Below are 15,900 nucleotides of genomic sequence, written 5' to 3'. Positions count from 1 at the left end.
CGGGCATGCCCGCGTTCACACCCTCGCATCAACGCGGCTTGACGTCATCCTTCAAGGCCGCCAACGCAATCCGCTCTACCATCCCCGGCGCCAGCAGCTTGAGGAAGCGCCCCAGCTTCCCCTTCGCCGTCATCACCACCTCGCGCCGGCGCGCATCCATCCCCTCGATGATCAAGCGCGCGCATTCCTCCACGCTCATCGCATCCTCTTCCTTCAAGCCGCTCGCACCGGCCGTCTCGCCCTGCGCATTGAAGCCGCGGTAGCGGATTTTCGTGGCGACCACGCCCGGATAGGCCGTCGTCACGCTCACCCCCGCACCCTTGAGCTCCGCCCGCAGCGCCTCGAAAAAGCCCGTCATCGCGAACTTGGTCGCGCTGTAGGCAGTTCGTCGCGGCACGCCCACCAGCCCGGCCAGCGACGACACCGCGACGATGCTGCCGCGCATGGCCTTCAGATGCGGCAGCGCGGCCTGGGTGCACCAGACGCTGCCCCACAGGTTCACCCGCATCAGTTCTTCGTACCAGCCCAGATCCTCGACCTCCTCGAACAGCGCATGCGCCGAACGGCCCGCATTGTTGACCAGGACGTCGATGCGCCCGAAGCGTTCGACGGCGCTGATGACCAGCCGGCGGCACTGGATCTGCACGCCGACGTCGGTCGGCACGCACAGCGTCTGCGCACCGAAGGCGGCGCATTCGGCCGCAACGGCGTCGAGCTGGGCTGCATTGCGGGCGGCCAGCACCAGTGCGACGCCCGCGCCCTCTTTCGCCGCCAATTGGCGCGCGATCTCGGCGCCGATGCCGTCCGAGGCGCCGGTAATCACGATGACGCGGCTCATTTCTGCGTCTTCACGATGTGCAGCGCGCTGGCGATCAGGCCGCTCATCTCGCCCAGGTTGGCCGGCACGATGATCGAGTTATTCGTCTTGGCCAGGTTGCCGAAGGCGTCGACATAGTGCTCGGCCACGCGCAAATTCATCGCGTCCTCACCGCCCGGTTCGCGGATCGCCGCGCCCACCTGGCGCAGCGCGGTGGCGCTGGCTTCGGCCAGGGCGACGATGGCGTTGGCCTCGCCCTGGGCGCGGTTGATCGCGGCCTGGCGCTCGCCTTCCGAGCGTGCGATGGCCGCTTCGCGTTCGCCCGAAGCGATGTTGATCTGTTCCTGGCGCCGGCCTTCGGACGCGGCGATCAATGCCCGCTTCTCGCGCTCGGCCGTGATCTGGCGCTGCATCGAATGCAGGATCTCGGCCGGCGGCGTCAGATCCTTGATCTCGTAGCGCAGCACTTTCACGCCCCAGTTCGCGGCCGACTCGTCGATGGCGTTGACGATGGTGGTGTTGATGTGGTCGCGCTCCTCGAAGGTTTTATCCAGTTCCATCTTGCCGATCACCGAGCGCAGCGTCGTCTGCGCCAGCTGGGTGATGGCCTGGATGTAGTTCGAGGCGCCGTAGGAGGCGCGCATCGCGTCCGTCACTTGGAAGTACAGGATGCCGTCCACCTGCAATTGCGTGTTGTCCTTGGTGATGCAGACCTGGGGCGGCACGTCGAGCGGGATTTCCTTGAGCACGTGCTTGTAGGCGATGCGATCGACGAAGGGAATCACGATGTTCAGGCCCGGCGCCAGCGTTGCGTGGTATTTGCCGAGGCGTTCGACCACCCAGGCGTGCTGCTGCGGCACGACATTGATCGTCTTGAAGACGAACACGATGGCAATGACGAAGATGACAAGTGCGACGATCTCGAACGAAAATTCCATGAGGATCTCTTATAGATGAGTTACTTGTATTAGTTTTACTTATGAATTGGAAACAATCAGGCGATTGCCGCGCACCTCGACGATACGGTAATCGCCCGCTTCCGGCAGCGCGCCCGGCCCCAGTTCCACATCCCACAGCGCGCCGCGGTACATCACGCGGGCGCGGCCGTCCTGCCAGCCCGGCACGGCGACGCGCGCACCGATGTCGAGGTTGACGTTCCGGTCACGGGTGGCATCGGTCTTGGCCGGCCGCCCGAAACGGCTGCGGTGCAGGATGGCGGTGGCGACCAGGCCGACGGCGGCCGCGACCAGGGTCTGGAGCGCACCGCTCATGCCCAGCAGCGCGGCGACGCCGCCAAAGGCCAGGCCGATGGCGATCATCAGCAAATAGAAGGTTCCGGTGAGCAGTTCGGCGATCACCAGGATTCCCGCGCCCACCAGCCAGTTCATCCAGTCGGACATGCTGTCTCCTCAGCCGCTCTTGCGCGGCGTGTAAATCGGCGACACCGGCGCCTTGGCCTCGGGTGCCTTGCACGAACGCTCGCAGCGCCCGTACGCCGTCTCGCAGGCGGCGGTGCGCTGGATACGGCGGTTCGCCACGGCCGTCTGTTCGCCGGCCTTGACTGGTATCGACGTCGGTGCGCCCGTGCGCGATGCGGTGCGCGCCAGCTGGTTCTTTTCCTGCATCACCAGCAAGCCCTCGCCGTCTTCGGCAGCCAGTTGCGCCACATCGGCTTTGCAGGCACGACGCTCGCTGTCGCAGACGGAGTGGCAGAAGCCGGGATCGGCGGCGACTGCACCGGTGGACAGCAGCGAGCCGGTCAAGGCAAGCACCAGGGATGCAATGCGGGATGCTAGGCGCATGAAGGTCTCCAGTCTTGGTGAGCATCCCTCGCCACTGGGAAGGTAGCGAGAGTTTCCAAAAGTCTAACTAGTTCTGAGGATGAGTCAAGCACTTTGTTGCCATTAGGCTATTTCCTTATAAGGGCAATGCGTTAGCGCCCAGGCACGCCTCGCTCAGCAATGCCGTCTGCGGTTGCCGGTTGGCGCAAGGCCCGTCGGAAATACTTACAAAGATGGGCAAGAGGTAGCGTCACTCAGCACTTAAACCCTTGAAAAGCTTCGTTAATTTTCTCTGGATTCCGATCGGTACGGAATTTGCATTACTGTCGCTGATTGCAATGACGGCATCGGCATAGGTAAGAAGATAATCATGAAAATACGCACACGACATATTCGTTCAGTTCGATCGAAGCCTGAGCGCACGACCCTGAATCGGTTTCCCCTGGTCGGTCTTGCGATCGTACTGGCCAGTGCAGCGCTAGCATACGGCATCCTCCGCTTTTGTTTTTCTTTCGCAAGCTCGTGAGCACAAATACTGTCTATTCAGCACCCGGCCAACAATCGCTGGTGAGGTCGCAATTGAGCGCCTTTATGATCATATTTGCACTACCATAGCCATGCTTCACAGGTAGCCATTCGCGACTCTTTGCCCGCGATCCGGGTCCGCCAAAAATACAAGGTAATCAATTCGTCCTGCTGCCATATTGGCCGCGCAGGTAGCTATGTTTCGCTCCGATTTTGCCGCGTAATTCCATATACGGGTCGGTAGCGTGACTCACCGCAAGGTTTCGGTAAACGGTAGTTCGGCTGAAAGATGAATCATGTTAATGAACGAGTTATCGAGGGCCATTGGTACAATCGATGGTACCCCTGCAACACCCCTGTCTCCGAACACACATGGCTATGTTCGAAATAACGATGGTCTGACAAAAATTGTGTACCGGGCGCAGTTGATTCGGCGTCTGGCCGGCACGGGCGCGGCGCGCATCTTTTTGAGGTGCATGGGTGTCGAGGCCTCGCTGACCGCACGCGTCGTCTCGTCGTCACTCTCCAACCTGAGACGTTAGTCCAGCATCGATTGTCGTCGAGAAGTTTTGTAGAACGCTCATAAAAAAACCCCGCGACCGTGAGGAAAACGGGGTTCGTTCATGCAGCCTGACAACGCAGGCTGCATGCTTACTTGGCTGCCACTTACTTGGCTGCCAGCTTCTGCCAGGTATCGATGACCGAATCGGGATTGAGCGACATCGACTCGATACCCTGCTCCACCAGCCACTCGGCGAAATCGGGGTTGTCCGACGGCCCCTGGCCGCAGATGCCGATGTACTTGCCCTGCGCGCGGCAAGCCTTGATGGCCAGCGACAGCATGGCTTTCACGGCCGGGTCGCGCTCGTCGAAGTCCTTGGCCAGCAGCTCCATGCCGGAGTCGCGATCCAGGCCCAGGGTCAGCTGCGTCAGGTCGTTCGAGCCGATCGAGAAGCCGTCGAAATACTGCAGGAACTGCTCGGCCAGGATGGCGTTCGATGGCACTTCGCACATCATGATGACGCGCAGGCCGTTTTCGCCGCGCTTCAGGCCGTATTTCGCCAGCAGCTCGATCACCTTCTCTGCCTGGCCCAGGGTACGCACGAACGGGATCATCAGCTCGACGTTGGTCAGGCCCATCTCTTCGCGCACGCGCTTCATGGCGAGGCATTCCATCTCGAAGGACTCGGCGAAGTCCTCGGCCAGGTAGCGCGCCGCCCCGCGGAAGCCCAGCATCGGGTTCTCTTCGTCCGGCTCGTAGCGCGAACCGCCGATCAGCTTCTTGTACTCGTTCGACTTGAAGTCGGACAGGCGCACGATGACCGGCTTCGGCCAGAAGGCGGCGGCGATGGTCGCCACGCCTTCGGCCAGCTTGTCGACGTAGAAGGCCTTCGGCGAAGCGTGGCCGCGCGCGACCGATTCCACTGCCTTTTTCAGGTCGGCGTCGATGTTCGGGTACTCGAGGATGGCCTTCGGGTGTACGCCGATGTTGTTGTTGATGATGAATTCCAGGCGCGCCAGGCCGACGCCGTTGTTCGGCACCGACTGGAAGTCGAAGGCCAGCTGCGGATTGCCGACGTTGAGCATGATCTTGGTCGGGATCGGCGGCAGTTCGCCCCGCGAAACCTCGGTGATCTCCGTTTCCAGCAGGCCGTCGTAGATCTTGCCTTCGTCGCCTTCGGCGCAAGAGACGGTGACAAACGTGCCGTCCTTCAGGGTTTCGGTCGCGTCGCCGCAGCCGACGACGGCCGGCACGCCCAGTTCACGCGCGATGATCGCCGCGTGGCAGGTGCGGCCGCCACGGTTGGTGACGATCGCCGAGGCGCGCTTCATGACCGGTTCCCAGTTCGGGTCGGTCATGTCGGCCACCAGCACGTCGCCCGGCTGCACGCGCTCCATTTCCGAAGGGTCGGTGATGACGCGCACCGGGCCGGCGCCGATCTTCTGGCCGATGGCGCGGCCGTGGGTCAGCACGGTGCCGGTGCCTTTCAGGCTGAAACGCTGCTGGGCGTCGGTCGCCTTCTGCTGCGATTTCACGGTTTCCGGACGCGCCTGCAGGATGAACAGCTTGCCGTCGCGGCCGTCCTTGCCCCACTCGATGTCCATCGGACGGCCGTAGTGGTTCTCGATGATGACCGCATACTTGGCCAGCTCGACCACTTCCTCGTCGGTCAGCGAATAGCGGTTGCGCAGTTCGATCGGCACGTCGACCGTCTTCACCGAACGGCCGGCTTTCGCCTCACTGGTGAATTCCATCTTGATCAGTTTCGAGCCGATGTTGCGGCGGATGACGGGCTTCTTGCCCTGTGCCAGCATCGGCTTGTGGACGTAGAACTCGTCCGGATTGACCGCGCCCTGCACCACCGTTTCGCCCAGGCCGTAGCTGGAGGTGATGAAGACCACGTCCTTGAAGCCCGATTCGGTATCGATCGTGAACATGACGCCGGCGGCGCCGACATCCGAGCGCACCATGCGCTGCACGCCGGCCGACAGCGCGACCTCGGCGTGGGTGAAGCCCTTATGGACGCGGTACGAGATGGCGCGGTCGTTGTAGAGCGACGCGAAGACGTGCTTCATCGCTTCCAGGATGTTGTCGATGCCGACCACGTTCAGGAAGGTCTCCTGCTGGCCCGCGAAGGAGGCGTCCGGCAAGTCTTCGGCGGTGGCCGAGGAACGCACGGCGAAGGACATCTCGGCGGTGGAATCGGCAACCAGGCGTTCGTAGTAGCTGCGGATTTCCGCTTCCAGGCGCGGCTGGAACGGGGTGTCGATGATCCACTGGCGGATCTCGGCGCCGGCGGCGGCCAGCGAGCGGACGTCGTCGATGTCCAGGCCTTCGAGGCGGGTGGCGATGCGTTCGGCCAGCGGCGCGCCGCCGTCAATGGAGTGCTCGAGGAAGTCGCGGAAGGCCTGCGCCGTGGTGGCGAAGCCGGTCGGCACGCGCACGCCGGCTTCGGCGAGCTGGCTGATCATTTCGCCGAGCGAGGCGTTCTTGCCGCCGACCGATTCGACATCGGTCATGCGCAGGTTCTCGAACGGGGCAACGTAAACACTTGTGCCTTGTTCGGGATCCTTCAATGCTGCGTTGGACAGGTTTGTCATGGTGAAACACCCTTACTTGATGATAGAAATCTGTACGAGCAGGCCGCGGCGTGCGTTCTTGTTATTCTTGGCGCCGTGCAGCACAATGCAAAAAACCGTTGCCGAGCATTCTACCTTGTGTGCCCCCGATTCACATCGCACAACACTGCAAACCTGACAGCATTCCTTAAAAAAATACCATGACAGTTGAAGGCCGCCCTCCGCTTCCCCCGCCGACCCGCACCGTGTTTTTCGTGTCCGACGGCACCGGCATCACCGCCGAAACCTTCGGCCACGCGGTGCTGAGCCAGTTCGAAATGCGCTTCCGCCAGATCCGCATTCCTTTCATCGACACGATCGAAAAGGCCAAGGACGCCGCGCGCCGCATCAACGAACACTACGCCGCCGACAACCAGCGCCCGATCGTGTTCTCGACCCTGGTCAAGCACGACCTGTCGGGCGTAATCCGCGCCTCGAACGGCATGCACATGGACCTGTTCCAGACCTTCGTCGCCCCGCTCGAGATGGAGCTCGGCGTGAAGTCGACGCACACGATCGGCCGCATCCACAACGTGGTCGATTCCGAGGAATACAAGAACCGCATCGAGGCGATCAACTTCTCGCTGGCGCACGACGACGGCCAGTCGCACAAGAACCTGGCCGAGGCCGACGTGATCCTGGTGGGCGTGTCGCGCTCCGGCAAGACCCCGACCAGCCTGTACCTCGCCATGCAGTACGGGATCAAGGCCGCCAACTATCCGCTCATCCCCGACGACTTCGAGCGCGGCAAGCTGCCCTCCTCGCTGCCGCCTTTCAAACACAAGCTGTTCGGCCTGACCATCACGCCCGAGCGCCTGGCGCAAATTCGCGAGGAACGCCGTGCCGGCAGCAAGTACGCCTCGATCGAGAACTGCCGTTACGAAGTCAACGAGGCGGAGATGATGATGAAGCGCGAGGGAATCCGCTGGCTGTCGTCGACGACCAAGTCGATCGAGGAGATCTCGACGACGATTCTTCAGGAGATCAAGCCGGATCGGCGCGAGTACTGACGAGGAGACGCCGGCCTCACGCGTGGACTTGAAAGTCCAGCCTACCCGCCTCCGCGCACCGCCCCCAGCACCTGCCCCAGCCGCTCGATGTTCATCGGCTTGACGAAGTGGTGCTCGAAGCCGCTCGACTTCGACAGGATGCGGTCGTGCGCCTGGCCGTAGCCGGTGAGGGCGACGAACAGCGCGCCGCCGGTGGCCGGGTCGGCGCGCAGGCGGCGCGCCAGTTCGTAGCCGTCCATCTCGGGCAGGCCGATGTCGAGGATGAAGACCTCGGGCGGCTCGCGCCTAGCGCTCGCCAGCGCCTGCAGCGGATGGGCTTCCACGCGCACCTGGTGGCCCTGCGCTTCGAGCAGGACGGCGAGCGACTCGGCGGCGTCGACGTTGTCGTCGACGATCATGATGCGCAGCGGCGCCGGGCCGGCCAAGGCGCCTTCGCGCGCCGCCCCTTCCAGGCGCTCGCGCGTGCCCTGGGCCACGGCCGGCAGGCGGATCGTGAAGGTGCTGCCGGCGCCGGGGCCGTCGCTGGCGGCCGTCACGCTGCCGCCGTGCAGCGCCACCATCGTCTTCACCAGCGCCAGGCCGATGCCGAGGCCGCCCTGGGCGCGATCCGGCGTGCGCTCGGCCTGGGTGAACAGCTCGAAGACATGCGGCAGCAGCCGGGCGTCGATGCCGATGCCGTTGTCGATCACGGCGATGTCGACCCAGTCGCCTTGCGCGTGCACGGCCAGCGTGATCTCGCCGCCCTGCGGCGTGTACTTGGCCGCGTTGTTGAGCAGGTTGGCGATGGTCTGCACCAGGCGCGTGCGGTCGCCCAGCACGGTCGCCTGCGAGGCGTCGGTGCGCACGGTGAGCGCGTGGTGGCGCGCCTCGATCAGGGGCCGCGCCTGCTCGACGGCGTTGACCACCGCACCCTTGATGTCGACCAGTTCCTTGTCCAGCTCGACCAGCCCGCGGGTGACGCGCGAGACGTCGAGCAGGTCGTCCACCAGCGCCGTCATGTGGCGTACCTGGCGGCTGATGACTTCACTCGCCTTTTTGGTGCGCGGGTCGGCGGAGTTCGTCAGGCGCAGCATCTCGGCGGCGGTGCTGATCGGCGCCAGCGGATTGCGCAGCTCGTGCGCCAGCATGGCGAGGAACTCGTCCTTCTTGCGGTTCGATTCGCGCAGCTCGAACTCGGCCTGGTAGCGATCCGAGACATCGACCGTCACGCCGCGGATGCGCAATGGCTTGCCTTCGGCGTCGAACTGCACCTTGCCGCGGCTGTCGAGCCAGACCTGGCGGCCGTTGTCGGGACGGATGAAGCGCAGCACTTCCTGGTAGGCGCCGGCGCCGGCGATCGCATCGCGGTGGGCGCGTGCGATCCGCTCGCGGTCGTCGGGATGGATGTGCTGGCCCACGCCGCCCATCTGGTCGGGCGCGAAACCCATCACGGCCGCGCCGTTGTCCGAATACACCAGCTGGCCGGTCGCGAGATCCCAGTCCCAGACCACCATCTTGGCCGCGTCCATGCCGTCGCGCAGGCGCTCCTCGCTCTCGCGCTTGGCCTGCTGCGCCTCGATCGAATCGGTGACGTCGTAGCCCTGGGCGAAAATGCCGATCGTGGTGCCGTATTGGTCCTTGTAAGGCTGGTACATCAGGTCGACCCAGCGCTGCACCAACGGGCCGTCGGGCTCGTACTGCACCTGGAGCGGCATGGCGCGCGTCGTCCAGGGTTGGCCGGTGCGATAGACCTGGTCGAGGAATTCCTCGAAACCCTGGCCGGCCACCTCGGGCAGCGCTTCCCACACGGCCTTGCCGACCAGTTCGCGGTGGCCGACCAGCTGGTAATAGGCTTCGTTCACCATCTCGAACACGTGCTTCGGCCCCATCAGCACCGCGACGAAACCGGGCGCCTGGTTGAACAGGCTGCGCAGGTGCTCGCGCTCGTTGTTCAGGATGCGCGAGAGCGCCTCGTGCATCTGGGCGCGGTTGAAGTTGCCGGCATTGCTGTCGCTCGGCGGCGTCAGCTGCAGGGTAGCGACCTCGGACTGCTGGTCGAAGCGATACAGCTCGGTGACGTCGACCGGGTTCTGGAACACCAGGATCGGCTCGCCGTCCGGCCCCAGCACCGGCGTGTGCACGGTGCTCCAGTAGCGTTCCTCGTACTTCTTCCCGGTAGGCGTATCCACCTCGACCGCATAGCGCACGAATGCGGTGGTATCGGGCTCGCCCTTGGCCAGCGCGCGCAGCAGCGAGGCCTTGACCTCGTCGATGTTGGTCGCCTCCGGATTGTCCGGCTCGGCCGGGAAGGCTTCGAAGACATAGCGGCCGACGATCTCTTCCTCGGTGCGCTGTACCGAACGCAGGTAGGCGCCGCTGGCGCCGACGATCGTCAGATCCGGCGACATCACGAGGTACGGATAGGGCGAGGCGCGAAACAGCGCCTGGTAGTCCGATAGGGTCATCATGCGCGCGATTGTCGCATGGATGACGGCGCGCGCCTAACTGGACGGGGCTTTCACGCGCGAGTCCGCCAGATCCGCTTCCACCGCCTTCAGCAGCGCCGCGTTCGACCACACCACGTCGCGCACCTCGATGCGCGGCCGGTAGAACTCGCCGTTGCCGCGCTTGCGCTTGACATAGACCTTGTTCGGCACGATTACCCGCGCCAGGCCCGAGTCCACATCCGCGCTGCGCACTTCCATGTAGGTCGAGTCGGCCGAACTGGGCGCGCCGACCAGGGTCGTGTTCGGGAAGCGCGTGAACACATCGATCGCATCGAGGCAGGCGCTGGCGCAGTTGCCCGGCACGATGACGTAGACGGGACGCGTAAAGGGCGGCCCGTCCTCGGCGGCGGCGGCCGTGGCGGGCACGGGGGTCTCCTCCTTTTCGACATAGAAGCGCTTGCCCTGCGCGAGCGCCATGCGCATGCCTTCTCCATGGGTTCTGGCCCAGTCGGCGCCCTCCGGATTGCCCTCCTTTTCCAGCCGCCCGACGATCGACAGCATGTAGGCCGTATTGTCGGGCGAGGCGCGCCACCACACCTCCACGCCCGCGTCGTAGGCCGCACTCGCCTGCGTCACGCGCGCCTTGCCCCACAGGGCCTGGGCGAACCACAGGCTCCAGTCGGAATTGCCGCCCTGGTTCTTGCGCAGGTCGATCACGACCGCATCGAGCGCCAGCCAGCGCGCACGCCGGGCGGCAACGTCGGCAAACATGGCGCGGTAGGCCGCGCGTTCCTTTTCGTCGGGCTGGAAGGTCGGCATCGAGACCCAGTACAGGTTCTTGCGCGGCTCGGCCACGCCGACCGGGCCGCCCTCGCCCCAGCTGCTGTCGGCCAGCCAGCGCTCGCCCTCGGCATCGAAGGCGCGCCAGGACAGCGCGTGTTCCGTCACCTGCCCGCCCAGTTCGAAACGGCAGCGCTGCGGCAGCGCGACGAAGGGATTGTGCTTGTCGATGAAAACGCGGCGCGCGGCCGACCACCACTGGCCGTCCTCCTTCACACGCCCCTGGAAGCTGAACACGTTGTCGCGGATGAGTTGTTGCGCATCCTTGCCGTCGCAGCCGAGCAGCCTGCTGCCGGCGGCGGGCGCACCCGGCTGGGCCGAATGGACATACAGGGCATCGCCGCGCCAGACGCTGACAAAACCCGGCCAGCGCGCGGGCGGCAGGCTGGCCTCGTCGATGCGCGGGTAGGCGCCGGCATGGCCGTCGCCGATACGGACATTGAAGCCCATTATCGCCGCCATGTAGCCTGGGGCGTCGACCACGCGCTCGGCCAACGCCAGACCGTGCACGCGCGCCGCTTCGAGGTTCGGCCCGAAGGCCGGATTGTGCGGGTCGTGCGGCCCGGGATGGTTCTCGCGCGTGATCCGTACGGCGGCTTCGATGTCGGCGCGGGCGGCGGCGCGCCAAGCCTGCGGCGAATCCGGCAAGGCGGGGGCCGCTGTGGCAGCGAACGAGCCGAATAAAACCGGAAGGCCAAGGGCGATCAGCCGGCGGAGACGGCCTTGGGGTGACGAAGTGGCGCGCATCGAGGATCCATGATCAGGCAAATAAGTTGCCAAATCATAATCACATAGTTTTGGTTCAGCAACAATTTTTACGCCCTAAACCCCTTGTGACAATCCGCGTATTTGTTGCCGATTTTTAAGTCTATACTGCCGGGCTGCGTCATCACCCGGATGCGCTTTTCAAGGAATTATTCCCATGCTTGAAACCATCGCCCTCCAGGCCCAACTCATCGGTCTTGTCATGCTGGGCTTCGGCTACCGCAAGTCGAGCGAGAGCATCATGCTCGGCGGGGCACTGTGCCTGCTGCTTGGCGGCGGTATTCCCGATTTCGTGGCCGGCTTCATCGACGGCCTGAACGCCGCGGCCTGAAGCCTCTCCGCCGCCCGCCTCCTGTAGAATCAAGGTTTACAGGATTTTTACGGCAGCGGCACATGGGTTGGCTGGACAAACTGTTGGGTGGCGAAACGACTGCACGGCCTGCGGCCGGCCTGGCGTCCGCGCAGCGGCAGCTGCACGGTTCCGATCCGGCCACGAGCGCCGAGATCGACGCCGCCTTCTACCGCTGGCTGGCGGCGGCGCGTCCGCCGCGCGCCACGCAGCAGGTCGAGGCGCGCATCCTCGACGAGCTGGCGCGCCTGGCCGCCTCCCCGGTCGCCGGCGCCGCGCTGGTGCCGCGCATCCCCGAGATCATTCCCCAGCTGATGCGCACCCTGCGCGCCGACGACATGAACGCGGCCGAACTATCGCGCCAGCTCAGCGCCGATACCGTGCTCGTGGCCGAGGTCTACCGCGAAGCGAACCGGCCGGCTTATCTGCCGCGCTACCATTCCGGCCCGCCGGTCAACAGCATCCAGTCTGCGATCATGCTGCTCGGGCAGAACGGCATGCGCATGCTGCTGGCGCGCGTCGCCTTCCGTCCGATCGTCAGCATGCAGAACGGCGTGCTGGCCCGGCGCACCGCGCCGGTCATCTGGCGCCAGTCGGAAAAGAGCGCGCTCGCAGCCAGCCTGCTGGCCCCTGGCCTGCGCGCCAACGCCTTCGAGGCCTACCTGGCCGGGCTGATGGAAAACGTCGGCCTCGTCGTCGCCTTTCGCCTGATCGACGGGATCTGCGGCGACGCGGCCCTGCCCTGGTCGGATTCCTTCATCGCCACCCTGTTCGCACAGTCGCGCCTCCTGTCCGCGCGCATCGCCGCCCTGTGGGAGTTTCCGGACAGTGTGAGCGAGGCGATCGAAGGCGCCGGCCGCGACGACGCCGGCGCGCTGGCCGGGGCGCTGGCCCTGGGCGACCGCCTGGCCAAGCTGCGCATGCTGGTCGACGGCGCCGAATATGGCGCCGACGATCCTTTTGTGACCGAGGGCCTGGGCGAAGCGGCGCTGGCCGTGTTCGAGAAATTGGGCGACGAGGAAGAGTAAGCGCGCCGGTTCAGGGCAGCAGCCGCTGCGGATGGCTGTAGACGACATGGCGGCCGCCGCGCACGAAGCCGGCCAGGATCAGGCCGGCGCCCTCGGCCATGCGCACGGCCAGCGCCGTCGGCGCCGAAATCGCGCCCAGCAAACCGAAGCCGGCGCGCGCCGCCTTCTGCACCATCTCGAAACTGGCGCGGCTGGTGACCACCGCAAAGCCCCCGTCAAGCGCGCTGCCGGCGCGCGCCAGCGCCCCGACCAGTTTGTCGAGCGCGTTGTGGCGGCCCACGTCTTCGCGCACGCACAAGAGCGTCCCATCGGGCGCGGCCCAGGCGGCGGCATGCACGGCGCCGGTCTCCTGGTGCAGACGCTGGCGCGCGGCCAGCTCGCCCATCGCGTGGTGCAGGGCCGCGGCGCTGAAGCTGCCTGCGGCCGGCAGCGGCCGGCATGGGTCGGGCAGGCAGGCGTCCTGCTCGAAATAATCGAGGCTGTCGACGCCGCACAGGCCGCAGCCGGTTTTGCCGGTACGCGCCATGCGCGCACCCTTCAGGCGCGCCATGGCGCCCGCCGCGATGCGCAGCTCGACCGTGACGCCGCGGGCCGTGTGCGCGACCTCGATGTCGTAAACGTCGCGCGGGTGGCGCACGATGCGCTCGCCCAGCGTGAAGCCGAGCGCGAAGTCTTCCAGGTCGAGCGGCGAGGCCAGCATCACGGCCTGGGTGATGCCGTTGTAGACCAGGGCGACGGGCACCTCCTCGGCCACCAGTTCGCTGCCCTCTTCCACCCGGCCGTCCGCGCAACGGCTGGCGGGAAGGCGCCGCGTCCCTTCGGGCGCGGCGCCGAGGAAGGGTTCGGCCGCGTTCATGCCGCGCTCCCGCTGCGTTCGACCAGCACGTCGATCGCCTTCGCCGCCGGCACCTTGCTCTCCTTGGCGTGATGCCAGAGCGGGATCAGCGGATTACATTCGGGGAAGTAGCCGGCGATCGTCCCTTGCGGGATATCGTAGGGCACTACCGCCAGGCCGCCGACCTCGCGCGCCACGCCGTCGCCGCCGGCGCCGCGCAGGGTCACCAGCTCGCCTTGCGCGAAGCCGCGTTCGGCCATGTCGGCGCGGTGCATGAAGACCACCCTGCGGCTGCCGTAGACGCCGCGAAAGCGGTCGTCGTGGCTGTAGATCGTGGTGTTGAACTGGCCGTCGCTGCGCACCGTGAACAAGCGCATGGTGGCCGGGCCGCCCTTCAGGTCGGGGTTGCCCTGCAATTCTTCCGGCACCGTGAACTCGGCCTTGCCGCTCTCCGTCTTCCAGACCCGGTGCGCCGCACCGACGGGTTTGCGAAAGCCGCCCGGCGTCCACATGCGCGCGTTAAAGTCATGGAAGATGTCCGGGTAGGTCTCGGCGATCGCCTCGCGGATGCGGCCGTAGTCGTCCACCCAGCCCTGCCAGTCGGCGCGCGGGTTCGCGTCCAGCGTCGCCTGCGCGATGCCGGCCACGATGGCCGGTTCCGACAGCAGCGTGTGCGCCGCCGGTTCGGCCATCCCGCGCGAGCCGTGGATGCAGGCCGTGCTGTCTTCGATCGTGACCGATTGTTCGCCGCCGCGCTGGCGGTCGATTTCGATCCGGCCCAGGCAAGGCAGGATGTAGGAGGCCTTGCCGTGGATGACATGGTTGCGATTGAGCTTGGTGGCGATCTGCACCGTCAGCGGAATCTCGCGCCAGGCCGCTTCCATCAGCACGGTCTCCGGCACCGCGCGCAGAAAATTACCGCCGAGGGCGATAAAGGCCGGCACCTGCCGCGCCAGGATCGCCTCGCAGGCCTCGACCGTGTTCATGCCCTTGTCCCGCGGCGGCTCGAATCCGTATTGTTCCTTCAGCTTGTCGAGCGGCGCCAGCTCGGGCTTTTCGGTGATGCCGACCGTGCGCTGGCCCTGCACGTTCGAGTGCCCGCGCACCGGACAGACGCCGGCGCCGGGCTTGCCGATGTTCCCGCGCAGGAGCAGCAGGTTGACGATCATCGCCACGTTCTGCACGCCGTTGCGGTGCTGGGTCAGGCCCATGCCGTAGACGCCGAGCACTGCGCCGGCGCCAGCGTACACGGCGGCCGCGCGTTCGAGTGCCACGCGTTTCAAACCCGACTCGGCTTCGATCGCGTCCCAGCCGCAGGCGCGCACGGCCGCTTCGAAGTCGGCGAAGCCGTGGGTGTGCTCGGTCAGAAAAGACATGTCGAGCACGCGCTGTTCGCCCTCCGCCAGGGCCGCGTCGTCGAGTGCGAAGACCGCCTTGCACAGTCCCATGATGGCGGCCGTGTCGCCGCCCGGTTTCACCTGATGGTACTGGGTGCTGATCGCCGTCTCGCTCCCGCTCAGCATCTCGGCGGGCGACTGCGGGTTGGTGAAGCTCACCAGCCCGCGCTCGCGCAGCGGATTGAAGGTGATGATCTGGACGCCGCGGCGGCGCGCTTCCTGCAGCTGGTGCAGCATGCGCGGGCTGTTGACGCCGACGTTCTGGCCGAAGAAGAAGATGCAGTCGGTCTGGGCGAAGTCGTCCAGCACCACGGTGCCGACGCCGTCGCCGATGGTCTTCTGCAGCGCCACCGAGGTGCTCTCGTGGCACATGTTGGAACTGTCGGGCAGGTTGTTGTTGCCGTACATGCGCGCCAGCAGGCCGTACATGTAGGAGGTTTCGAGCGAGGCGCGGCCGGAACTGTAGAACACCACCTTGTCGCGCGCGGCCGCCTTGAGCTGCGCGCCGATCTCGGCAAACGCCGTCTCCCAGCTGACGGCGCGGTACTTGTCGCTGGCCGCGTCCCAACGCAGCGGCGTCGTCAGGCGGCCCTGGCCTTCGAGCTCGTGGTCGCTCCAGGCTTCCAGTTCCGTCACCGTATGGCGCTCGAAGAAGTCGGCGCCGATACGCTTGCTGGTGGTTTCCCAGGCGGTGGCCTTGGCGCCGCTCTCGCAGAATTCGAAGGGATGCGGATTGGCCGGCTTGGCCCAGGCGCAGCTGACGCAGGCATAACCGTCGGTCTTGTTCTGTTTGAGCAGCAGCGCGCTGTCCTTGAGCGCCGCGCGCTGGTCGAACAGGATGTGCGCCACCTCGCCCACCGAACCCCAGCCGCCGGCCGGCATCGTCGCCGGCTTGATACGTAGATTGTCCGCGTCCTTGCTCATGCTGTCCCCTGCTTTCGCCTGTTCGATGACGCACCCTAGCCGGTGTCGCGGCCGGCCTCTGTGCGCTTGCGCACCGAGGGCGA

The 15,900-nt window shown here is 65.8% G+C and carries 12 protein-coding genes; 3 read left to right on the top strand and 9 right to left on the bottom strand.

Going from position 1 to position 15,900, the window contains the following annotated elements:
• Nucleotides 1–28 precede the first annotated feature (28 nt).
• The 5 genes from ASF77_RS03935 to ppsA form a co-directional block, all read right to left on the bottom strand.
• Nucleotides 29–838, bottom strand: coding sequence for an SDR family oxidoreductase (locus ASF77_RS03935; RefSeq protein WP_056334661.1), 810 nt, complete (start codon nucleotides 836–838; stop codon nucleotides 29–31).
• A complete protein-coding gene (locus ASF77_RS03930) occupies nucleotides 835–1,755 on the bottom strand; it encodes an SPFH domain-containing protein (protein WP_056334658.1) in 921 nt (306 codons plus the stop codon). Before ASF77_RS03930 ends, ASF77_RS03935 begins: the two co-directional genes overlap by 4 nt.
• Nucleotides 1,756–1,794: 39 nt before the next feature.
• Nucleotides 1,795–2,217 carry an NfeD family protein gene (locus ASF77_RS03925; RefSeq protein ID WP_056334655.1) on the bottom strand — a complete coding sequence of 141 codons (423 nt, stop codon included), beginning with the start codon at nucleotides 2,215–2,217 and terminating at the stop codon, nucleotides 1,795–1,797.
• Between the two features lie 9 nt (nucleotides 2,218–2,226).
• The gene (locus ASF77_RS03920) at nucleotides 2,227–2,619 is read right to left on the bottom strand and encodes a hypothetical protein (protein ID WP_156648714.1); all 393 of its coding nucleotides are present in this window, start codon (nucleotides 2,617–2,619) and stop codon (nucleotides 2,227–2,229) included.
• A gap of 1,170 nt (nucleotides 2,620–3,789) precedes the next feature.
• Nucleotides 3,790–6,225 carry a phosphoenolpyruvate synthase gene (gene ppsA / locus ASF77_RS03915; protein ID WP_082493535.1) on the bottom strand — a complete coding sequence of 812 codons (2,436 nt, stop codon included), beginning with the start codon at nucleotides 6,223–6,225 and terminating at the stop codon, nucleotides 3,790–3,792.
• Between the two features lie 179 nt (nucleotides 6,226–6,404).
• Here ppsA and ASF77_RS03910 point away from each other — a divergent pair, with 179 nt between their 5' ends.
• Nucleotides 6,405–7,253, top strand: a complete 849-nt coding sequence (locus ASF77_RS03910) for a pyruvate, water dikinase regulatory protein (protein ID WP_056334644.1) — start codon at nucleotides 6,405–6,407, stop codon at nucleotides 7,251–7,253.
• A gap of 41 nt (nucleotides 7,254–7,294) precedes the next feature.
• Here the strand turns inward: ASF77_RS03910 and ASF77_RS03905 are convergent, their stop codons facing one another.
• Nucleotides 7,295–9,700 (bottom strand): ATP-binding protein, encoded by a 2,406-nt coding sequence (locus tag ASF77_RS03905; RefSeq protein WP_056334641.1) that lies wholly within the window; start codon nucleotides 9,698–9,700, stop codon nucleotides 7,295–7,297.
• A 33-nt stretch (nucleotides 9,701–9,733) separates the two neighbouring features.
• Nucleotides 9,734–11,167 carry a S41 family peptidase gene (locus ASF77_RS03900; protein ID WP_229445222.1) on the bottom strand — a complete coding sequence of 478 codons (1,434 nt, stop codon included), beginning with the start codon at nucleotides 11,165–11,167 and terminating at the stop codon, nucleotides 9,734–9,736.
• Between the two features lie 274 nt (nucleotides 11,168–11,441).
• Here ASF77_RS03900 and ASF77_RS24005 point away from each other — a divergent pair, with 274 nt between their 5' ends.
• Complete coding sequence (locus ASF77_RS24005; RefSeq protein WP_156648713.1) at nucleotides 11,442–11,615, top strand: hypothetical protein; 174 nt, start codon at nucleotides 11,442–11,444, stop codon at nucleotides 11,613–11,615.
• Between the two features lie 62 nt (nucleotides 11,616–11,677).
• Nucleotides 11,678–12,661: an HDOD domain-containing protein gene (locus ASF77_RS03895; protein WP_056334636.1), complete on the top strand. Its 984-nt coding sequence runs from the start codon at nucleotides 11,678–11,680 to the stop codon at nucleotides 12,659–12,661.
• Nucleotides 12,662–12,671: 10 nt separating this feature from the next.
• On the opposite strand, the gene fdhD is transcribed toward ASF77_RS03895, so the two are convergent.
• Nucleotides 12,672–13,517, bottom strand: coding sequence for a formate dehydrogenase accessory sulfurtransferase FdhD (gene fdhD / locus ASF77_RS03890; RefSeq protein ID WP_056334633.1), 846 nt, complete (start codon nucleotides 13,515–13,517; stop codon nucleotides 12,672–12,674).
• Nucleotides 13,514–15,817: an FdhF/YdeP family oxidoreductase gene (locus ASF77_RS03885; RefSeq protein ID WP_056334630.1), complete on the bottom strand. Its 2,304-nt coding sequence runs from the start codon at nucleotides 15,815–15,817 to the stop codon at nucleotides 13,514–13,516. Before ASF77_RS03885 ends, fdhD begins: the two co-directional genes overlap by 4 nt.
• Nucleotides 15,818–15,900: the final 83 nt, after the last annotated feature.

This window comes from Massilia sp. Leaf139 (assembly GCF_001424165.1).
Lineage (GTDB): Bacteria > Pseudomonadota > Gammaproteobacteria > Burkholderiales > Burkholderiaceae_D > Telluria.
Note: the sequence above shows the minus strand (reverse complement) of the source record. Positions and strands in the feature narration are given on the sequence as shown.